Annotated in this window: 19 protein-coding genes; 11 read left to right on the top strand and 8 right to left on the bottom strand. The window is 38.2% G+C overall.

Annotation, left to right across the window (positions count from 1 at the left end):
- Positions 1-88: 88 nt before the first annotated feature.
- Complete coding sequence (locus HMPREF2644_RS05470) at positions 89-751, top strand: trimeric intracellular cation channel family protein (protein ID WP_070828293.1); 663 nt, start codon at positions 89-91, stop codon at positions 749-751.
- 20 nt (positions 752-771) lie between these two features.
- A complete protein-coding gene (proA, locus tag HMPREF2644_RS05465; protein ID WP_011272709.1) occupies positions 772-2,025 on the top strand; it encodes a glutamate-5-semialdehyde dehydrogenase in 1,254 nt (417 codons plus the stop codon).
- Positions 2,026-2,103: 78 nt separating this feature from the next.
- On the opposite strand, the gene dnaJ is transcribed toward proA, so the two are convergent.
- Positions 2,104-3,249: a molecular chaperone DnaJ gene (gene dnaJ / locus HMPREF2644_RS05460; RefSeq protein WP_011272710.1), complete on the bottom strand. Its 1,146-nt coding sequence runs from the start codon at positions 3,247-3,249 to the stop codon at positions 2,104-2,106.
- Positions 3,250-3,335: 86 nt separating this feature from the next.
- Positions 3,336-5,243: a molecular chaperone DnaK gene (gene dnaK, locus HMPREF2644_RS05455; RefSeq protein ID WP_005694297.1), complete on the bottom strand. Its 1,908-nt coding sequence runs from the start codon at positions 5,241-5,243 to the stop codon at positions 3,336-3,338.
- A 266-nt stretch (positions 5,244-5,509) separates the two neighbouring features.
- On the opposite strand from dnaK, the gene HMPREF2644_RS05450 reads away from it, so the two are divergent.
- Entirely contained in the window at positions 5,510-6,952 is a 1,443-nt protein-coding gene (locus HMPREF2644_RS05450) for a YdgA family protein (protein WP_011272711.1), read from the top strand.
- 156 nt (positions 6,953-7,108) lie between these two features.
- Here the strand turns inward: HMPREF2644_RS05450 and mgsA are convergent, their stop codons facing one another.
- On the bottom strand, positions 7,109-7,567 hold the full coding sequence (gene mgsA / locus HMPREF2644_RS05445; RefSeq protein ID WP_005687337.1) for a methylglyoxal synthase: 459 nt from the start codon (positions 7,565-7,567) through the stop codon (positions 7,109-7,111).
- A gap of 299 nt (positions 7,568-7,866) precedes the next feature.
- Here mgsA and aceE point away from each other — a divergent pair, with 299 nt between their 5' ends.
- From aceE to hda, 8 genes are all read left to right on the top strand, one after another.
- Positions 7,867-10,527: a pyruvate dehydrogenase (acetyl-transferring), homodimeric type gene (gene aceE, locus HMPREF2644_RS05440; protein WP_011272712.1), complete on the top strand. Its 2,661-nt coding sequence runs from the start codon at positions 7,867-7,869 to the stop codon at positions 10,525-10,527.
- A gap of 62 nt (positions 10,528-10,589) precedes the next feature.
- Entirely contained in the window at positions 10,590-12,251 is a 1,662-nt protein-coding gene (aceF, locus tag HMPREF2644_RS05435) for a pyruvate dehydrogenase complex dihydrolipoyllysine-residue acetyltransferase (RefSeq protein ID WP_048951725.1), read from the top strand.
- 113 nt (positions 12,252-12,364) lie between these two features.
- The gene (lpdA, locus tag HMPREF2644_RS05430; protein WP_005663527.1) at positions 12,365-13,789 is read left to right on the top strand and encodes a dihydrolipoyl dehydrogenase; all 1,425 of its coding nucleotides are present in this window, start codon (positions 12,365-12,367) and stop codon (positions 13,787-13,789) included.
- 159 nt (positions 13,790-13,948) lie between these two features.
- Complete coding sequence (gene apt, locus HMPREF2644_RS05425) at positions 13,949-14,491, top strand: adenine phosphoribosyltransferase (protein ID WP_005650156.1); 543 nt, start codon at positions 13,949-13,951, stop codon at positions 14,489-14,491.
- A gap of 11 nt (positions 14,492-14,502) precedes the next feature.
- On the top strand, positions 14,503-16,569 hold the full coding sequence (gene dnaX, locus HMPREF2644_RS05420) for a DNA polymerase III subunit gamma/tau (RefSeq protein ID WP_011272715.1): 2,067 nt from the start codon (positions 14,503-14,505) through the stop codon (positions 16,567-16,569).
- Positions 16,570-16,708: 139 nt separating this feature from the next.
- Positions 16,709-17,335, top strand: a complete 627-nt coding sequence (upp, locus tag HMPREF2644_RS05415; RefSeq protein ID WP_005657618.1) for a uracil phosphoribosyltransferase — start codon at positions 16,709-16,711, stop codon at positions 17,333-17,335.
- A 103-nt stretch (positions 17,336-17,438) separates the two neighbouring features.
- Complete coding sequence (locus tag HMPREF2644_RS05410; RefSeq protein ID WP_005657620.1) at positions 17,439-18,683, top strand: nucleobase:cation symporter-2 family protein; 1,245 nt, start codon at positions 17,439-17,441, stop codon at positions 18,681-18,683.
- A 65-nt stretch (positions 18,684-18,748) separates the two neighbouring features.
- Positions 18,749-19,444, top strand: a complete 696-nt coding sequence (gene hda, locus HMPREF2644_RS05405) for a DnaA regulatory inactivator Hda (protein ID WP_011272716.1) — start codon at positions 18,749-18,751, stop codon at positions 19,442-19,444.
- A 28-nt stretch (positions 19,445-19,472) separates the two neighbouring features.
- Here the strand turns inward: hda and yciH are convergent, their stop codons facing one another.
- From yciH to HMPREF2644_RS05380, 5 genes are all read right to left on the bottom strand, one after another.
- Positions 19,473-19,793, bottom strand: a complete 321-nt coding sequence (gene yciH / locus HMPREF2644_RS05400) for a stress response translation initiation inhibitor YciH (RefSeq protein ID WP_038441050.1) — start codon at positions 19,791-19,793, stop codon at positions 19,473-19,475.
- Between the two features lie 6 nt (positions 19,794-19,799).
- The gene (pyrF, locus tag HMPREF2644_RS05395; RefSeq protein WP_005657628.1) at positions 19,800-20,492 is read right to left on the bottom strand and encodes an orotidine-5'-phosphate decarboxylase; all 693 of its coding nucleotides are present in this window, start codon (positions 20,490-20,492) and stop codon (positions 19,800-19,802) included.
- A gap of 23 nt (positions 20,493-20,515) precedes the next feature.
- Positions 20,516-21,706, bottom strand: coding sequence for a lipopolysaccharide assembly protein LapB (gene lapB / locus HMPREF2644_RS05390; RefSeq protein ID WP_005652936.1), 1,191 nt, complete (start codon positions 21,704-21,706; stop codon positions 20,516-20,518).
- Positions 21,706-21,999 (bottom strand): LapA family protein, encoded by a 294-nt coding sequence (locus HMPREF2644_RS05385; protein ID WP_005652934.1) that lies wholly within the window; start codon positions 21,997-21,999, stop codon positions 21,706-21,708. Before HMPREF2644_RS05385 ends, lapB begins: the two co-directional genes overlap by 1 nt.
- A gap of 74 nt (positions 22,000-22,073) precedes the next feature.
- A complete protein-coding gene (locus tag HMPREF2644_RS05380) occupies positions 22,074-22,358 on the bottom strand; it encodes an integration host factor subunit beta (RefSeq protein ID WP_011272718.1) in 285 nt (94 codons plus the stop codon).
- Between the last annotated feature and the right edge of the window lie 92 nt (positions 22,359-22,450).

The following is a 22,450-nucleotide window of genomic DNA, read 5'->3' as shown; positions in this document are numbered from 1 at the left end:
GTCTGAAAAAATAATGCGTCATTATGCTAAAAATTCATTAAATTTTAAAGTAAAATGAAACCAATTTTAACCGCACTTAGGTACATGAATGTTACTTAGTATTTTATATATCATCGGTATCACCGCTGAAGGAATGACAGGCGCACTTGCGGCAGGTCGTGAGAAAATGGATATTTTTGGCGTGATCATTATCGCATCTGTGACTGCCATTGGTGGCGGCTCTGTGCGTGATGTACTGCTCGGACATTACCCTCTCGGCTGGGTTAAGCACCCAGAATATTTTTTAATGGTGGCAAGTGCGGCGGTAATTACCGTATATGTTGCACCATTTATCAATCATTTTATGCGCTACTTTCGCACTATTTTCTTGGTGCTTGATGCGATGGGCTTAGTGGTGTATTCCATTATTGGCGCACAAATTGCAATGGATATGGGACATAGCCTTACCATTGTTTGTATTGCAGGCTGTATTACTGGTACCTTTGGCGGGGTTCTACGCGATATGCTATGCAATCGAATTCCTCTCGTGTTCCAAAAAGAACTCTATGCCAGCATTGCGCTATTTGCCACGCTGACTTATTACGCATTAAGTACACTTCAAGTAGAACATACACTTGCCGTGTTACTCACACTTATTAGCAGCTTTACTTTACGCCTTTTAGCTATTCATTTCGAATGGGGGTTGCCGGTGTTTAATTACCAAGAACTCACATCGGAAGAACAAGATAAGCTGCCAAATAAAAAGAAATAAATACAATAAAGGGAATAACTATGTTAGAACAAATGGGTAAACAAGCCAAAGATGCTGCATTTATCTTGGCTCAACTCACCACTGCTGAAAAAAATTGTGCATTATCCATTATTGCAGAACAACTCCAACAACAAGCACCGCTTATCTTAGCCGAAAACGCAAAAGATATTGAACTTGCTAAACAAAATGGATTATCGGATGCCTTGATTGATCGCTTACTGCTCACACAAGAACGTTTACAAAGCATTGCTAATGATGTACGCCACGTTATTTCTCTAGCAGATCCCGTGGGGAAAATCATAGACGGCGGTACATTGGATAGCGGACTTAAAATTGAACGCGTACGCACTCCGCTCGGCGTCATTGGTACAATTTATGAAGCTCGCCCAAATGTGACCATTGATGTGGCAAGTCTTTGCCTTAAAACTGGCAATGCGGTGATTTTACGCGGCGGTAAAGAAACACAATTTTCTAACAAGATTTTAATCGAAGTTGTACAAAATGCTTTAGAGCAAGCAGGCTTACCAAAATTTGCGGTGCAAGCCATTACCGATCCAAACCGTGAACTCGTTATGCAATTATTAAAACTGGATCGCTATGTGGATATGATTATTCCTCGTGGTGGTTCGGGTTTACATGAATTGTGTAAACAACATTCGACTATTCCTGTTATTGTGGGTGGTGTGGGTGTTTGTCATACTTTCGTTGAAAAAAGTGCGGATCAAAATAAAGCGATTTTTGTTATTGATAACGCCAAAACCCAACGTCCAAGCACCTGTAACACATTGGAAACATTGTTAGTTCAACATTCTATTGCTGAAGAATTTTTACCAAAACTCGTCTCTCACCTCGCTACCAAAAACGTAAAATATCACGCAAAATCCACCGCACTTAATATATTGAAACAAGCAGGTGCGAATGTCTGCGAAGTGACAGAAAAAGAATTGCGAAAAGAATGGGGATCATTGGATTTGAATGTGGTTGTTGTGGAAGATATTCATGCCGCTATTGAGCATATTCGCCAATATGGTACGCAACATTCTGAAAGTATTTTAACTTCCTCACAAAACCTAGCACGTCAATTTATCAATCAAGTTGATGCGGCAGCCGTTTATGTGAATGCAAGTACACGCTTTACTGATGGCGGACAATTTGGATTAGGCGCAGAAGTTGCCGTGAGTACCCAAAAACTTCATGCTCGTGGCCCTATGGGGTTAGAAGCATTAACAAGTTATAAATGGGTTTGTGAAGGCGAATACACCGTTCGCAAATAAAACCCAAAGTGCGGTAATTTTTAGAAGAGATTATTTGCATATAAAAAAGTCCGCGAAATGCGGACTTTTTCATTATCTTTATTTGTCAGATTTACCCAAGTTATCAAAGAATTTTTTCACACCGTCTAAAAATCCTGAAGATTTTGGTGCGTGTTTACTTAAATCTTTACCTTGTAAACTTTCCTCAAGTTTGTGGAGTAATTCTTTTTGTTCGCTGGTTAAATTAACGGGCGTTTCTACCACGATACGGCAAATTAAATCGCCCGCATAACCACTACGTGTAGAAGCAACACCTTTTCCTCGCATGCGGAATAATTTTCCTGTTTGCGTTTCAGCAGGGATTTTAAGTTTCACTCTGCCATCTAAGGTCGGCACTTCAATTTCACCGCCAAGGGCTGCAGTAGCAAAGCTAATCGGTACTTCACAGTAAAGATTAGAGCCATCACGTTCAAAAATATTATGTTCTCTCACGTGAATCACAACATATAAATCTCCAGCTGGTGCGCCATTTTCGCCTGCTGCACCTTTACCAGCTAAGCGAAGTTGGTTGCCCGTATCTACGCCTGCAGGAATTTTTACTGAAAGATTTTCTTTCTTATGAACTCGTCCTTCTCCATGACAACTGCGACAAGGTTTTTCAATTTTCTTACCGCTACCGTGACAAGTTGGACAAATACTTTCAGATACGAAGAAACCTTGCTGACGACGAATTCGACCAGAACCGTGGCAATGCGGACAAGTTTCCACTTTAGAACCTTTTTCAGCCCCAGAGCCACCACAGCTATCACAATGTGCAAGAGTATTGATTTGAATATCTTTGGTTGTACCTTTTACGGCTTCTTCTAGGCTAATTTCTAAGTCATAACGTAAGTCTTCGCCACGAACAACGCGCTGACGACCACGTCCACCACCGAAAATATCGCCAAAAATATCACCGAACATATCACCAAAATCAGCACCGCCAAAGCCGCCACCGAAGCCACCAGTGCCACCACCTTGTTCAAAGGCTGCGTGGCCATATTGATCGTAGGCTGCGCGTTTTTGATCGTCGCCTAATACTTCATAAGCTTCATTAATTTCTTTGAATTTTTCTTCTGCTTCTTTACTGCCTTGGTTTTTATCGGGATGATGTTTAGACGCTAAACGTTTATACGCACGTTTGATGTCGTCCTCACTCGCCCCTTTTTGTAGGCCAAGGACTTCGTAGTAATCTTTTTTTGCCATAGTAATTTTGTAATTTGTTGCTGAAAATAAATACACCAAAAGGGCGTGTTTCCACGCCCTTTGTTTATGCTAAGAAGAGCGGTGAATTATTTATTATCTTTCACTTCTTCAAATTCAGCATCTACCACGCCATCATCTTTTGCTGATGATTGTTGTGGTTGCTCGCCACCAGCTTGTTGAGCTTTTGCTTGCACTGCTTGCATTAATGGTTCAGAGGCTTTAATTACCGCTTCAATTTTTGCTTCAATTTCTGCTTTATCTTCGCCTTTTGCTGCTGTTTCAAGCTCAGCGACTGCAGCTTCAATTTTCTCTTTGTCTGCGACACTCAATGCATCGCCAGCTTCTGCAATTTGTTTACGTGTTGCGTGAGCAATACCATCTGCTTGGTTACGAGCTTGAACAACTTCTTCAAATTTACGGTCTGCATCAGCATTTGCTTCTGCATCACGCACCATTTGTTGAATTTCTTCATCAGATAAACCAGATGATGCTTGAATACGAATTTGTTGCTCTTTACCCGTATTTTTATCTTTTGCTGATACGTTGATTACGCCGTTTGCATCGATATCAAATGTTACTTCAATTTGTGGCATACCACGCGGTGCAGGATTAATACCTTCTAGATTGAATTGACCTAAAGATTTATTGTCTGCCGCACGTTTACGTTCACCTTGAAGAACGTGAATAGTTACCGCACTTTGGTTATCTTCTGCTGTTGAGAATACTTGCGATTTTTTAGTTGGAATAGTGGTATTTTTCTCAATTAAAGTGGTCATCACACCGCCCATGGTTTCGATACCTAAAGATAATGGAGTTACGTCTAATAAAAGAACATCTTTCACATCACCTTTTAATACACCACCTTGAACTGCCGCACCGATTGCCACCGCTTCATCAGGGTTTACATCTTTACGTGCTTCTTTACCAAAGAACTCAGCAACTTTTTGTTGTACAAGTGGCATACGAGTTTGGCCACCCACAAGAATAATATCGTGGATTTCGCTTACACCTTTATCTGCATCTTTTAATACCGCTTTCAAAGACTCAATTGAGCTTGCCACTAAATCTTCTACTAATGCTTCTAATTTTGCACGAGTGATATTTAATGCTAAGTGTTTAGGACCTGTCGCATCTGCAGTGATGTACGGAAGGTTCACTTCAGTAGATTGAGCTGATGAAAGTTCAATTTTTGCTTTCTCTGCAGCTTCTTTCACACGTTGTAATGCCATTGCATCATTACGTAAATCGATATTTTGTTCTTTTTTGAACTCATCAATAATGTAATCAATTACACGGTTATCAAAGTCTTCACCACCTAAGTGAGTGTTACCACCGGTTGCCAATACTTCGAAAGTTTGTTCGCCATCAAAGTTATCAATTTCGATGATTGAAATATCAAATGTACCACCACCTAAGTCATAAACAGCGATCACTTGGTTCTCTTTGCTTGAACCTAAACCAAACGCTAACGCAGCCGCTGTTGGTTCATTAATGATACGTTTAACATCTAAACCTGCGATTTTACCTGCATCAATCGTTGCTTGACGTTGTGCGTCGTTGAAGTATGCAGGCACAGTAATTACTGCTTCAGTTACAGATTCACCCAAGAAATCTTCTGCAGTTTTTTTCATTTTTTTCAACACTTCTGCTGAAATTTGCGGTGGGGCTAATTTATCACCTTTCACGTTTACCCAAGCATCGCCATTGTCGGCACGAGTAATTTCGAAAGGCATAATTTTAATATCGCGTTGAACTTCTTCACTTTCAAAACGACGACCAATTAAACGTTTAATCGCAAACAATGTATTTTTTGGGTTAGTGATTGCTTGACGTTTTGCTGGCTGACCAACTAAGGTTTCATTATCTGTATATGCAATGATTGACGGAGTAGTACGTGCCCCTTCTGCATTTTCAATTACGCGCGCTTTATCGCCGTCCATTACAGCTACACAAGAGTTTGTTGTACCTAAGTCAATACCAATAATTTTTCCCATTTTGTACTCCTAGTAAAAATTTTAAAATTCGGGGTAGGGCTTTTAGACCTATTTATTACGAATTGTAAGATGTGGATATTCTTTCGCATTTCAAGAGAAAATTTTAAAAATTTTTTATTTCTTAAAGTGCGGTAATTTCCGTTCTTGTTTTTCAAAATAAGTCTCAAATGATGAAGTTCAAAGGGAAAACAAAAATTTTCAGGCAAGAAAAAGGGATTTGTGATAAATTTGGCGAAAATTTTTACTTTAAAATAGGAAAGAAATAAATGAAAAAATCAAAAATTGCTGCAGGCGTAGTCATTTCTCTTGCTGCCGTTTGGTGTGCAGGTGCATGGTTTACAGGGAAAAAAGCTGAAGAAGAATATTTACATCAACTAAAACAGTTAAATCAACTATTTACCAAAACTGAGGCATTAGAAGAAAGTAAAATTTTTTATAAAAATATAAAATTTGAAAGAGGATTATTTGCCTCTCACATTCAAGATCAAATAGAAATTCACAAGGCAAATGAAACGATCATTATTCCTTTATCATCAACACTTTATCACGGGCCTTTGCCGCTTGATCGTGTGGCAAAACTGAATTTCGTTCCAGCCATTTTTTCAAGCCAAACATTGTTAGGAAAAAATGCAACAACTCAGGCATTCTTTGATATCACAGAATCAGAGAAACCGTTACAACTGAATTTCGCAATGAATTATTCATTAAGCGGTAATGCGGAATTAAAACTTGCATCGGGGCAATATCACAATGAGCAATCTAAGACAGATTTTGATTGGTCAAATGTCGTATTAAATATTGATTTAAACCAAAATACACCAAATAACTATGTGCTATCTGTCGATACATTTAATTCAAATGCCCCTAATCATGCAGTTTCAACCGCTTCATCAATTAAAATAAAAGATCTTGTCGTACAAGGCTCGTTGCAAAGCACAAAATGGCCATTTATTTATAGTGGGAATATCAATAGTAAAATAGGCTATTTTGAGCAAAATACCGAATCTCCAGAGACTGGCGAAAAATTCTCTCTTATTCAGAAAAATAGCCAAGCAAATTTAACTACACAAGTTGAGGGTGATACAGTAAATATCATCAATAAAACGAATCTGGATGAATTACATATTAACGGTAACAACTTAGGTAAAGTGACCAACAATGTAGAATTCAACCATATTGATGGCAACGCATTACAAGAACTTTTAAATATTTTAGTTGCAATAGGCAAAGCCGACTCAGATATGCCTTTATCTAAAACATTGGTGCAAAAATTACAACAAGCAGGCATGATCATTGCGAATAATCAGCCTCAAATTAAATTTACCCCTCTTTCTATTTCTGATGAAAAAGGCAAAGTGGCATTGGATCTAAATATTGCTTTAGTGCCAAATCCTAAATTTGATTTAATGCGCAGTGGCTTATACAAACAATTCAAAGATTTTTCAATCAATTTTGATGTGAACAAAGAAACTGCGATTTCATTGTTATCTAAATTTGTACCAGAAAACCAAAAGCAAGATTTCGTTCACCGATTGAATGAATTAGTTACCGAAGGTGAAGTGAATGACATTATCGTAAACACGGACAAAACCGTAACATTAACGCTTGCTCTAGAAAATAACGACTTGAAACTAAACGGCAAGCCAATCCCAGAAGAACAGTTGAAAGTGGTACTCTTTATACTTGTAATGGGGGGATTTGGGAGATAACTGAAACAGGGCGATAAATTGTCGCCCTGTTTTGTATTTAATTAAAAGTATCGTAGGGTGGGCTTCAGCCCACCGTTTTTATTCTATTTTTTATGGTTAATTGGTGGGCTAAAGCCCACCCTACAACTATAAAGTGCGGTAAATTTTCGTTGCAGTTTAAGCTAACCGCTCTTTTAAATACCCTTCATAATCTGGTACGTCAATTTCCACATCTTGTTCAAATAAAACTGAAGTTAAAAGAAAATCTGCAGAGCTTTGATTAATCGCAACAGGGATATTCCACACTGTTGCAATACGCATAAGGGCTTTCACATCAGGATCATGTGGTGCAGCATTCATTGGATCCCAAAAGAAGATCATCATGTCGATTTTCTTTTCTGCGATTAATCCACCAAGTTGTTGGTCACCTCCCATCGGACCACTTAATAAAGATTGAATGCTTAAACCTGTTTCTCGTTCTAAAATATGCCCTGTTGTACCTGTTGCATAAAGTATATGAGGCTTAAGTGCCTCTTTGTGTTTTTGCGTCCAATTCAGTAAATTTTTTTTACAACTATCGTGAGCCACAAGTGCAATACGTTTGTGTTGAGTGAGGGTTCGAGTTGTTGTCTGCATTGCTGAGTCCTTTTTGAAAAAAATCTGAAAAAACTTTAAAACAAAGCCCGATGGAATGCAATATTTTACTGGTTATTTTAGCGAACAAAAAAACACAAAAAAATTACCGCACTTTCAAATAATTATTTATGGCAAAGCTGATTTGATATGATGATTTGATGAAAATTCACTATCTTTATCTCAAAAAATCTTCTAAAATTTACAAGATTTGTTAAATGTTTGTGAAAAGCAAATATTGCCGTATTCGTGTTTAGCCTTGTCTAAACTAATATTCACTCAAAACAGATTAAGGAAAACCTATGTCTGAGATTTTAAAAAATGACATTGATCCAATCGAAACACAAGATTGGTTGCAATCATTAGATTCATTAATTCGTGAAGAGGGCGTTGAGCGTGCTCAATATATTGTTGAGCAAGTTATTGGTCAAGCACGTACAAGTGGTGTTTCATTGCCAACAGGAGTTACCACTGATTACGTGAATACTATTCCTGTGGCTGAGCAACCTGCTTATCCAGGTGATCACGCCATCGAACGTCGTATTCGTTCAGCAGTACGTTGGAATGCGATCGCGATGGTTTTACGCAGTCAGAAGAAAGATCTTGATTTAGGTGGGCATATTTCCACTTTCCAATCTGCAGCAACAATGTATGAAGTTTGCTACAACCACTTTTTTAAAGCTGCAACAGAGAAAAATGGCGGCGATTTAATTTTCTTCCAAGGCCATGCAGCACCAGGTATGTATGCGCGTGCTTTCTTAGAAGGTCGTTTAACTGAAGAACAAATGGATAACTTCCGTCAAGAAGCCTTTACCGACGGTTTATCTTCATATCCACACCCTAAATTAATGCCTGAATTCTGGCAATTCTCTACGGTTTCTATGGGTTTAGGCCCTGTGAATGCCATCTACCAAGCGCGTTTCTTAAAATATCTCGATAACCGTGGTTTAAAAGATACCAAAGATCAAAAAGTTTATGCATTCTTAGGCGATGGCGAGATGGATGAAATTGAGTCTAAAGGTGCATTAACTTTTGCGGCTCGTGAGAAGTTAGATAACTTAATCTTCACTATCAGCTGTAACTTACAACGTTTAGATGGCCCTGTGAATGGTAATGGTAAAATCGTTCAAGAATTAGAAGGGCTATTTACTGGTGCTGGCTGGGAAGTGATTAAAGTTTTATGGGGCAGCGATTGGGATAAATTATTCGCGAAAGATACTTCAGGTAAATTAACTCAGTTAATGATGGAAGTCGTTGATGGAGACTATTTAACCTTTAAATCTAAAGATGGTGCATATATTCGCGAACACTTCTTCGGTCGTTATCCAGAAACTGCTGCATTAGTTGCTGATATGACCGATGATGAAATCTGGGCATTACGCCGTGGTGCACATGATAGCGAAAAATTATATGCAGCCTATGCAAAAGCACAAAATGCAACGAAACCAGTTGTGATTTTAGCGCATCAAGTTAAAGGTTATAAAATTCCTGAAGCGGAAAGTAAAAATACCGCTCACCAATCTAAAAAAATGTCTTACGAAAGCCTTAAAGGTTTCCGTGACTTCTTTGAATTACCATTAACCGATGAACAAGTAGAAAAATTAGAATACATTAAATTTGCTGAAGGCACACCTGAGTATGAATACTTACATGGTCACCGTAAAGCATTAAACGGTTATGTTCCCGCTCGTCGTACTAAATTTGATGTTGAATATAAAGTTCCTGCATTAGAAGAGTTTAAAGCATTATTAGAAGAACAACCTCGTGGTATTTCAACCACTATGGCGTTTACTCGTGCATTAAACATCTTATTAAAAGATAAAAACATCGGTAAAACTATCGTTCCAATGATTGCGGATGAAGCACGTACTTTCGGTATGGAAGGTTTATTCCGTCAAGTTGGTATTTATAACCCACATGGTCAAAACTATGTACCTTCAGACCGTGATTTAGTGGCTTACTATCGTGAAGCAAAAGATGGTCAAGTATTACAAGAAGGTATCAATGAATTAGGTGCAACCGCATCTTGGTTAGCAGCAGCGAACTCGTACTCTGTCAATAACCAACCGATGATTCCATTCTTTATCTATTACTCAATGTTCGGTTTCCAACGTGTGGGCGATATGATGTGGGCTGCAGGCGACCAATTAGCTCGTGGCTTTATGGTAGGGGGTACTTCTGGTCGTACAACCTTAAATGGCGAAGGTTTACAACACGAAGACGGTCACAGCCATATTCAAGCGGGCGTTATTCCTAATTGCGTTACTTACGATCCATCATTTGCATTTGAAGTTGCTGTTATTATGCAAGACGGTATCAACCGTATGTACGGCGAAAAACAAGAAGATGTATTCTATTATATGACTACATTAAATGAAGTGATGGATCAACCTGCAATGCCTGCTGGTGCGGAAGAAGGTATCCGTAAAGGTTTATATAAATTTGAAACAGTGGAAGGTAAAAAAGGCAAAGGTCACGTTCAATTATTAGGTTCTGGTGCGATTATGCGTCACGTTCGTGAAGCGGCACAAATTCTTGCAAATGACTACGGTGTGACTTCAGATGTATTTTCTGCGCCTTCATTCAATGAATTAGCACGCGAAGGTCATGATGCAGCACGTTGGAACTTATTACACCCAACAGAGACACAACGCGTACCATACGTTGCTCAAGTATTAGCTGATTTACCAACCGTTGCTTCAACTGACTATGTGAAAGGTTATGCTGATCAAATCCGTGCATTTGTACCAAGTAAGCACTATCATGTATTAGGTACAGACGGTTTCGGTCGTTCAGATAGCCGTGCAAACTTACGTGAACACTTCGAAGTTGATGCACGTTATGTTGTGGTTGCTGCACTTTCTCAATTAGCGAAAGAAGGTACAGTATCTAACCAAGTGGTTGCAGATGCGATTGCGAAATTCGGTTTGAATGTAGATCGTATCAATCCGCTTTATGCGTAATTGATGAAAACTGCGGTCAAAAAACATTGTGTTTTATGACCGCACTTTAAAAGGAACAAAAAATGTCAAAACAAATTCAAATTCCTGATATTGGTAGTGATGAAGTTACCGTAACAGAAGTGATGGTAAACGTAGGCGATACCATTTCTGTTGATCAATCTATCATTAACGTTGAAGGCGATAAAGCTTCAATGGAAGTGCCTGCACCAGAAGCGGGTGTTGTAAAAGAAATTTTAGTGAAAGTGGGCGATAAAGTTTCAACTGGTACTCCAATGCTTGTATTAGAAGCGGCAGGTGCTGCTCCAGCAGCTGATGAGCCTACTGCTCCAGTAGCTGATGCGCCTACTGCACCAGTGGTTGCTACCGCACCAACGGCTTCAGCTATTGTAGAAGTAAATGTGCCAGATATTGGTGGCGATGAAGTCAATGTAACCGAAATTATGGTTGCAGTTGGCGATACAATCACTGAAGAACAATCTTTAATTACCGTTGAAGGCGATAAAGCCTCAATGGAAGTTCCTGCACCATTCGGCGGTGTGGTAAAAGAAATTTTAGTGAAATCAGGCGATAAAGTTTCAACTGGTTCATTAATTATGCGTTTTGAAGTACTAGGTGCAGCTCCAGCAGCATCAGCATCAGCTTCAACATCAGCACCACAGACAGCAGCTCCTGCTACTACTGCACAAGCACCACAGGCAGCAGCTCCTGATACTACTGCACAAGCAGCTCAATCAAATAACAACGTATCTGGATTAAGCCAAGAACAAGTAGAAGCAAGTACAGGATATGCACACGCAACACCAGTTATTCGTCGTTTAGCTCGTGAATTTGGTGTAAATCTAGATAAAGTAAAAGGTACTGGTCGTAAAGGTCGTATCGTTAAAGAAGATATTGAAGCTTATGTGAAGACCGCAGTTAAAGCTTATGAAAGCGGTGCAACAGCACAAGCTACTGGCAATGGTGTAGCAAATGGTGCTGGATTAGGCTTATTGCCATGGCCAAAAGTTGATTTCAGTAAATTTGGCGAAATTGAAGAAGTTGAATTAAGTCGTATCAACAAAATTTCAGGTGCTAACTTACATCGTAACTGGGTAATAATTCCACACGTTACTCACTTCGATAAAGCAGATATCACGGATTTAGAAGCATTCCGTAAAGAACAAAATGCGTTAGCAGAAAAACAAAAACTCGGCGTAAAAATCACGCCAGTTGTGTTCATTATGAAAGCGGTGGCAAAAGCATTAGAAGCGTATCCACGTTTCAATAGCTCAATTACCGAAGATGCTCAACGCTTAATCCTGAAAAAATATATTAACATCGGTGTCGCAGTAGATACGCCGAATGGCTTAGTCGTGCCTGTATTCAAAAATGTGAACAAGAAAGGCATTATCGAACTTTCACGTGAATTAATGGAAGTATCGAAAAAAGCACGTGAAGGCAAATTGACTGCATCTGATATGCAAGGTGGCTGTTTCACCATTTCAAGTCTTGGTGGTATTGGTACAACGCACTTTGCGCCAATCGTAAATGCGCCAGAAGTAGCTATCCTTGGTGTGTCTAAATCATCAATGGAGCCAGTATGGAACGGTAAAGAATTTGCGCCACGCTTAATTCTTCCAATGTCATTATCATTCGACCACCGTGTCATTGATGGTGCAGATGGAGCTCGTTTCATTAGCTATCTTGGCTCTGTTTTAGCAGATTTACGTCGCTTAGTAATGTAATCTGTAGGTGGGCTTTAAGCCCACCGATTAATGAAATCTTTGGTGGGCAGAAACCCATCCTATAAAGACCGTAAAAGTGCGGTCAATATTTTTAACGTTTTTACGAGGTAAAAATGAGTAAAGAAATTAAAACCCAAGTCGTTGTACTTGGTGCAGGTCCTGCCGGTTATTCAGCCGCATTCCGTTGTGCGGATTTAGGATTAGAAACTGTTATTGTTGAGCGTTATTCAACCTTAGGTGGGGTGTGTTTAAACGTAGGTTGTATTCCATCTAAAGCGTTATTACACGTTGCAAAAGTAATTGAAGAAGCAAAGCACGCTAATAAAAATGGTATTTATTTTAGTGAACCACGCATTGAGCTAGATGAAGTACGTGCAGGTAAAGAAGCTGTTGTTGCTAAATTAACTGGCGGTTTAGCAGGAATGGCAAAAGCACGTAAAGTGACTGTTGTTGAAGGTTTAGCGACTTTTACCGATTCTCACACATTAGTTGCGCGTGATCGCGATGGAAACCCAACGACTGTTAAATTCGACAATGCCATTATTGCGGCAGGTTCTCGTCCAGTTCAATTACCCTTTATCCCACACGAAGATCCTCGTATTTGGGATTCAACAGATGCACTTAAATTAAAAGAAGTACCGAAAAAACTACTTATTATGGGCGGTGGTATCATCGGTTTAGAAATGGGTACTGTATACAATGCTTTAGGTTCTGAAGTTGAAGTTGTTGAAATGTTCGACCAAGTGATTCCCGCAGCAGATAAAGATGTTGTTGGTATTTACACTAAACAAGTTGAGAAAAAATTCAAGTTAATGCTTGAAACCAAAGTGACTGCAGTTGAAGCAAAAGATGATGGTATCTACGTTTCAATGGAAGGCAAAGCCTGTAATGACACCAAACGTTATGATGCAGTACTTGTCGCTATCGGTCGTGTGCCAAATGGTAAATTGATTGATGCAGGTAAAGCAGGCGTTGAAGTAGATGATCGTGGTTTTATTCACGTTGATAAACAAATGCGTACCAACGTGCCACATATCTACGCAATTGGGGATATTGTAGGTCAGCCAATGTTAGCACATAAAGGTGTTCACGAAGGTCACGTTGCCGCAGAAGTCATTGCAGGACAAAAACACTACTTCGATCCTAAAGTAATTCCATCAATCGCTTATACCGAACCAGAAGTGGCGTGGGTAGGTAAAACTGAGAAAGAATGTAAACAAGAAGGCTTAAACTACGAAGTGGCTAAATTCCCTTGGGCTGCATCAGGCCGCGCGATTGCATCTGAATGTTCAGAAGGTATGACGAAGTTAATCTTTGATAAAGATACGCATCGTGTACTGGGCGGTGCAATCGTAGGTTCTAATGGTGGGGAATTATTAGGCGAAATTGGTTTGGCAATTGAAATGGGTTGTGATGCAGAAGATATCGCATTAACTATCCACGCACACCCAACGTTACATGAGTCTGTTGGCTTAGCTGCGGAAGTATTTGAAGGCTCAATTACTGACCTTCCAAATGCAAAAGCGAAGAAAAAATAATTCTTATTGAAGAATTTTTAATTCTGCTTAGATTAAAAATTCCAGCCTAAATAAAAATCCCCAATTGGGGATTTTTATTTTCCTCTCTTTCTATTTTTTTATGATAGAATGCCAATCTAAAAACGTTTCTTTTTTTTACCGCACTTTTGAGCATTATTTATGACTACACAACTTGATTTAATCAAATCTTCTATCAAATCAATTCCTAATTATCCAAAAGAAGGCATTATCTTCCGCGACATTACGACCCTTTTAGAAGTTCCAGCAGCTTTTAAAGCAACAATAGATCTTATTGTGGAACAATATCGCGATAAAGGAATTACCAAAGTGCTTGGAACTGAATCTCGTGGTTTTATTTTTGGTGCCCCCGTTGCCTTAGCACTAGGTTTACCTTTCGAATTAGTACGTAAACCTAAAAAATTACCACGTGAGACTATTTCTCAATCTTATCAATTAGAATATGGTCAAGATACTTTGGAAATGCACGTTGATGCAATTTCAGAAGGTGACAATGTTTTAATTATTGATGATTTATTAGCAACTGGTGGCACAGTTGAAGCGACAGTAAAATTAGTGCAACGTTTAGGTGGAGCGGTAAAACACGCTGCATTTGTGATTAATTTACCTGAATTAGGTGGCGAAAAACGCTTAAATAATTTGGGCGTTGATTGCTATACACTCGTCAATTTTGAAGGTCATTAATTAAGGATTCGATGAGCTATCAAGTCTTAGCCAGAAAGTGGCGACCAAAAACATTTGCTGATGTCGTTGGGCAAGAACATATTATCACGGCATTAGCAAATGGATTAAAAGATAATCGACTACATCACGCTTACCTCTTTTCAGGCACGCGTGGTGTAGGAAAAACCTCTATTGCTAGATTATTCGCGAAAGGATTAAATTGTGTTCACGGTGTAACGGCAACGCCTTGTGGCGAATGTGAAAATTGTAAAACTATTGAGCAAGGCAATTTTATTGATTTAATTGAAATTGATGCGGCGTCTCGCACAAAAGTTGAAGACACGCGTGAATTATTGGATAACGTGCAATATAAACCAGTTGTGGGCAGATTTAAGGTTTACTTAATCGATGAAGTCCATATGCTATCTCGTCATTCATTTAATGCGTTGCTCAAAACTTTAGAAGAACCGCCCGAATATGTAAAATTTTTACTCGCAACAACAGATCCACAAAAACTACCTGTAACTATTCTTTCTCGCTGTTTACAATTTCATCTTAAAGCATTAGATGAAACTCAAATCTCCCAGCATCTTGCCCATATTTTGACGCAAGAAAATATTCCTTTTGAAGAGCCTGCATTAGTTAAACTTGCAAAAGCGGCGCAAGGAAGTATTCGTGATAGTTTAAGTTTAACGGATCAAGCCATTGCAATGGGCGACCGACAAGTTACGAATAATGTTGTAAGCAATATGTTAGGGTTGCTTGATGATAACTATTCTGTTGATATTTTATACGCCTTACACCAAGGCAATGGCGAACTCTTAATGCGAACACTGCAAAGAGTTGCAGATGCGGCAGGCGATTGGGACAAATTACTTGGCGAATGTGCAGAAAAATTACATCAAATTGCACTCATGCAACTTCTTCCACAAAAATCTTCAGATGACAATGAACATTTTTCATTTTTAGCCAAACATATCTCTCCAGAAGATGTTCAGTTTTTTTATCAAGTGATTGTTTCTGGTAGAAAAGATTTATCAAATGCGCCAAATCGTCGTATTGGAGCAGAAATGACATTATTGAGGGCATTGGCATTCCACCCAAAGTTCCTTACGGCAGTACCAAAGACTAACACTACAATTACTCCACCGCCATCAACGCCAAGTGCGGTTGAAAATACTGGTAATTATGTAGATGTGCCAGTACTGTCGCAAAGTATAAAATCAGCTTATTCTCAAGCAAAACCAAATAAAACGAGCATTCCAAATTTGGCAAGCCTTTCCGCTTTAGATGCGCTGGAACATTTAACACAACTCGAAAACCAAGAACGTCAAGAACACAAAGCTGAATCATTAGCTGTAGTAAGTGAAACTTTACATCACATCCAAGAACTGGATGAAGAAAAATCTCATAAAAAAATGACCGCACTTCCCGTGCGAGAAATGACTGAACCAAAGCCCAAGCACATAGAAAAACCAACATCACCACCAAATGCCGCACAAGCTCCACAAGAAAATAGCACAGAAGAAAATTCAAGTGATGATAATGCAGAAGTTGCTCAAGATGAACAAGAAATCTTGAGTGCTGACACCTATCGTTGGGAATGGAGCAATCCAGAACTTGCTAAAGCCGATACAGGCGTTCGTCCTTCTGATATAAAACAGGCGATTTTAAAAGATATTACGCCTGAATTACGTTTAAAAATCATCACCCAAACTCAACAACAAGATGAGTGGGCAGATATAGTTGAACGTTCTGGCGTAACAGGATTTAGCAAAGAATTAGCGTTAAATTGTTTCTTACAAAGCAAAACCGATGATGAAATCAATCTTGGACTACATTCAGAAAAATCTCATTTACGCCAAGACAGAAGTATAAAAAATTTGGTTGAAGCTTTAAGTAAATTGCAAGGTAAAGATATTCGATTAACAATCAATCTTGATGATAGCAATGTCGCGACGCCAATTGAATATCGCCGTAATATTTATCAAGCATTGCGGGAAAAAGCTCAAAATGAATTGCAAAAAGATAGCAAACTACAAATGTTGCTTAATGAATTCGATGCAAAATTAGATGTAGAGAGTATTCGACCAGTTTAAAAATATTGTGTTTTCCCCTCAAGATTTCCCTGCCAAATTTATAAAACCATCAGAATATTTTTATTAAGCTCTACCATTTTGTATGTTTTTAATCTAAAATTCGTCAATTTGTTTTTTAAGAGCCAAAAGGAGAGTGAAAATGAAACTAGTTGAAGTAAAACACCCACTTGTAAAACACAAACTAGGTGTGATGCGTGAAGCTGAGATTGATACAAAAAAATTCCGTGAACTGGCAACAGAAATTGGTAGCCTATTAACCTATGAAGCAACCTCTGATTTAGAAACTGAAAAAGTAACGATCAACAGTTGGAATGGCCCTGTAGAAATTGATCGAATTAAAGGTAAAAAAGTAACGGTTGTGCCAATTTTACGTGCTGGTTTAGGTATGATGGATGGTGTACTTGAACATGTACCAAGCGCGCGTATCAGTGTAGTGGGAATCTACCGTAATGAAGAAACCCTTAAGCCAGTCCCTTATTTTCAAAAATTAGCTAGCGATTTAGAAGAACGTCTTGCAATTGTTGTCGATCCAATGCTTGCAACAGGCGGTTCTATGATTGCCACCCTCGATCTTTTAAAAGCAAAAGGTTGTAAACATATCAAAGTATTAGTGTTAGTGGCTGCACCAGAAGGAATTAAGGCTCTTGAGGCTGCGCACCCTGACATTGAACTCTACTGCGCTTCTATTGATAGCCATTTAAATGAACAAGGTTACATTATTCCGGGTCTTGGTGACGCGGGCGATAAAATTTTTGGGACAAAATAATCCCCAAAACAAGACGGCATTTAAGCCGTCTTTTTTCCGTGCGTGAAACACAAGAAAAACTGACCGCACTTTTAAGTTAATTCAAACAGAGAGTTGAAACTAAATGACAAACCAAACTTCTTCTTTTCCTTCGGAAAATCAAAGCAAATTAAAACAATCTTTCGTTGGCCTACAAATGCTCTTCGTCGCATTTGGTGCGCTTGTTCTTGTACCATTAATTACAGGACTTGATTCCAATACGGCATTATTAACAGCAGGCGTTGGCACTCTACTTTTCCAATTTTGTACAGGCAAACAAGTGCCTATTTTCTTGGCATCATCTTTTGCCTTTATCGCGCCCATTCAATATGGTGTTCAAACTTGGGGTATTGCGACTACGATGGGCGGTTTAGCGTTTACTGGGCTTGTTTATTTCGCCTTGAGTACGTTAGTAAAATTACGGGGAGCAGAAGCACTACAACGTTTTTTCCCACCAGTGGTTGTTGGGCCAGTAATTATTATCATTGGCATGGGGCTTGCACCTATTGCGGTGGATATGTCATTAGGTAAAAACAGTAACTATGCTTATAACGACGCAGTATTAGTTTCAATGGTAACGCTTCTTACCACTTTATCTGTGGCTGTATTTGCCAAAGGATTGATGAAACTTATTCCAATAATGTTCGGTATTACCGTAGGCTATATTTTGTGTTTGTTTCTGGGTTTAATTAATTTCCAACCAGTTATTGATGCACCTTGGTTCAGTTTGCCCAAATTAACGACACCTGAATTTAACCTAGAAGCTATTCTTTATATGTTACCAATTGCTATTGCCCCTGCCGTAGAACACGTTGGTGGTATTATGGCGATTAGCTCTGTGACAGGTAAAGATTTTCTAAAAAAACCAGGATTACACCGCACTTTATTAGGCGATGGCGTCGCTACTGCTGCAGCTTCTTTAGTGGGCGGTCCGCCTAATACGACTTATGCGGAAGTTACTGGTGCTGTGATGCTAACACGCAACTTTAACCCAAATATTATGACTTGGGCTGCTGTTTGGGCTATTGCGATTTCATTCTGTGGAAAAGTAGGCGCATTCCTATCAACCATTCCAACGATTGTAATGGGTGGAATTATGATGCTTGTTTTCGGTTCAATCGCAGTCGTGGGCATTAGCACCTTAATTCGTGGCAAAGTTGATGTTACCGAAGCGCGTAATCTATGTATTATTTCTGTTGTAATGACATTTGGTATCGGCAATATGTTTGTAGATGTGGGTAACGTATCACTAAAAGGTATCAGCTTATGTGCGATTGTTGCTATCATCTTAAACCTTGTTTTACCGAAAGCAAAAAATGAAGTAGAATAATCCTCATTTCAAAGGGTTAAATTATCATTTAGCCCTTTCTTACTTAATCTGTACTACATAAACATTTGAATAAACAGCTTCCCTTACCCATTCATCAAATTAATGATGCCACATTAGAAAACTTTTACGGCGATAATAATCTTTTATTGCTTGATTCTTTACGCAAAAATTCATCTGATTTAAAACAACCGTTTTTCTACATTTGGGGAGATAAAGGCTCTGGTAAAACCCATTTACTTAGAGCATTCAGTAACGAATATTTAATCAATCAACGTACTGCTATTTATGTACCCCTTAGCAAATCTCAATATTTTTCTACCGCAGTTCTTGAAAATTTAGAACAGCAAGAATTGGTATGCTTAGATGATTTACAAAGCGTCATAGGAAATGATGAATGGGAATTAGCTATTTTTGATCTATTCAATCGAATTAAAGCAAGCGGAAAAACGCTGTTACTAATTAGTGCAGATAAATCGCCTTCCGCACTTTCTGTAAAATTACCTGATTTAAACTCTCGCTTGACTTGGGGCGAAATTTATCAATTAAATTCATTAACAGATGAACAAAAAGTCGAAGTACTACAGCATACAGCTTACCAACGAGGATTCCAATTATCTGACGAAACTGCAAATTTTTTAATTACACGACTAGCACGAGATATGCATACTTTATTTGAAGCACTTGATCTACTAGATAAAGCATCATTGCAAGCACAACGAAATCTCACAATTCCTTTCGTCAAAGAAATTTTAAATCTATAACAAAAAAGGCACTAATGTGCCTTTTTAATCATCCACCTGATAATTTAACTTTAAACCCTTTTTGCTCTAATAATTGCTTGAGCAAATCTCGTTTTTCCCCTTGAATTTCAATAATACCATTTTTAACTGATCCGCCACATCCACAACGTTTCTTTAATTCTGCAGCTAATTTTTTCAAATCCTCGTCAGATAAATCTAAACCAGTTATAACCGATACGCCAGCACCTTTCCTACCACTTGTTTGTTTTTGGATACGTACAACACCGTCTCCTTTTGGGCGAACTACAGAAGCCTTTTCCTCTTTAATTCGCCCCACATCTGTAGAATACACTAAAACAAAATCTGACATTTATGATTACCCAATAGATACATTAATAGAACGGAGAACCTCCGCAGGATTATCCGCTTGAGTTATAGGGCGTCCAATAACTAAATAATCTGAACCTGCACGAATTGCTGCAGTAGGCGTCATCACACGTCGTTGATCACCAAAATCAGTTCCTATTGGACGAATCCCCGGTGTAACTAATTTAAACTCTTTACCACAAGTATTACGTAAAATTTCAACTTCTTGAGGGGAACAGACTACACCATCTAAACCCGCCCGTTGGGTTAAATGAGCTAAGCGTAAAACTTGTTCCATTGGCGATGCATTAATCCCAATTTGTAATAAATCCAAATCTTCCATACTGGTTAATACCGTCACGGCAATAAGCAATGGTGCATCTTTCCCATAAGGTTCAAGAATTTTCTTCGCCTCTTCCATCATACGCAAACCACCACTTGCGTGTAAATCCACCATCCATACGCCTAAATCAGCAGCAGAACGAACTGCTCTTGCTACCGTATTTGGAATATCGTGATATTTAAGATCCAAAAAAACATCAAAGTTACGTTGATGTAATTGTTTTACAAAATTAATACCAAGTGTAGTAAACATTTCTTTACCCACTTTTAATCGACACAAACTTGGATCAATTTGATCAACTAAAGCAAGAGCCTCTGCTTCTTTCTCATAATCCAATGCCACAATAATTTTGCTTGTCATAATGTTACCTCACTGAGTATCAATTAATTATGTTCTTGATTTGAAACCGGTTTAATACTTTCCCATTGACGGCAAGATGGGCAATTCCACAATAGCTTATGAATTTGATAACCACAATTTGTACAACGATAAGGCGATGTTTGCTTAATCCTTTCGCCAACCATTTTATGTAATAAAATTAAGCTTTCTTTTCCCCGCCCGTCTTCTGCATCATCAATTTGATACTGCATAAAACGATGGAAAATTAAAGTACTTGGATTTTTTGTAAGTTGTTGATAAAGCTTAGCTTGCGCAGCAGACTTACCATCTTTTTCTTCAATTAATTTGACTAGAGCTAGTTCTACTTCATCATTATTAATAATTTGACCTGCACGAATTAAAAATAACTCAAAATTATCTAACTGATTTAATTCTTCATAACAATGTTTTAAAGGTGACAAAATTTCACCCGTATAATCTGGATTTTGCTCCAAAACATTTTCTAAAATTTCTACTGCTTGTTGATATTGACCATCAAGCATTGCTAAATTTGCAAGCAATAAAGAAGCGCGAACACAAGTCGGAGAAACCGACAAAGCCTTTTGTAAAACACTGCGTTTTTCAACCGCACTTTCAGGTTCTAAACTTTGTGAATATTCACAATAACATTGCGCAAGTTCAATATTATTCTCTTGTGGCTTTATTTTAGCGAGTTTTTCAGCAATATTGACTGCTTTTTTCCATTCTTTTGTTTTTTGATAAATCACTAAAAGTTGCTGTAAAGCATTTTCTGCAAATTCAGGTTCATCTACTAGTAAAATATAAAGATTCTCAGCTCGGTCAAAAAAACCAACCACCATAAAATCTCGAGCAAGCTGTTGTTTTGCAAGTAATTTTTGTTCAAAAGTATAATTAGGACTAAGATCTAAAGCTTGATGAATACGCAATGCACGATCAACTTCGCCTCGAGAACGAAACAGATTACCAAGTGTAAGCTCGGCTTCAAATTGGGAGTGGCTTTCGATTTCATTTTCGATTTCTTGCTTTTGCAACATATCTAAAAACAAATCTACAGCTTTATCAGTTTGATTAGAAAGTAAAAAATTCACTCCCGTAACATAATCTCGGGAGAGTTTATTACTTATGTCATCTTGATCTTTCTTCGCACTACGCCGCCCCATATACCAGCCATAGGCAGCAGCAATAGGCAATAATAGAAAGAGTAATTCTATCATTAAGCGACCTTATCGCGCGTAGTCGTCAATTCATTGATTTGTAAAGTCTGACGTTTCACTTGACGAGCTAGTGCCATATTTTTTAATTTTAACTTAATATAGAAAAAAGCAGTAATTAACCAACCAAGAATTAAACCTAACCCAAATAAAATTGCAACGAGGCTTGAAAGCTGAAACTGACTTTCTGCCACAATATAATTAAATGTAATAATCTGATCGTTATTCGCACCAATGGTAATTGCAACTAACACAATCGCAATAAAGATCACAATGCCTAAAATATATTTAATCATTTCATTTCCTTTAAAATATTTGTAACCCAAAATAAACTTTTTAATCAAAAATATTTTAATTAAATTTTAATCAATTAAGCCTGAACATCCACTCTAGCTTTTAATTCTTTACCCGCTTTAAAATATGGAACAGACTTAGCTGATAAGTTTACTGAATCGCCTGTTTTCGGATTTCTTCCCAAACGTGGTTGCCGATGATGTAAAGAAAAGCTACCAAAACCTCGAACTTCAACACGATCACCATTTTCAAGAGATTGAGAAATAAACTCTAAAATATCTTTTACCATATTTTCAATTTCTTTTGCAGATAAAGTTGGCTGTTTTGCTGACAATTTTTCCATAAGTTCTGACTTAGTCATCCTCTATACTTCCTTAATATTATTTAAATTAAGATCTATTGATAATAAATTACACAAATATATTAGCAATAACTCCTAACAAATAAGGCTGG

The organism is Haemophilus sp. HMSC071C11 (genome assembly GCF_001837655.1).
In the GTDB taxonomy this organism is placed as follows: domain Bacteria; phylum Pseudomonadota; class Gammaproteobacteria; order Enterobacterales; family Pasteurellaceae; genus Haemophilus; species Haemophilus influenzae.
Note: the sequence above shows the minus strand (reverse complement) of the source record. Positions and strands in the feature narration are given on the sequence as shown.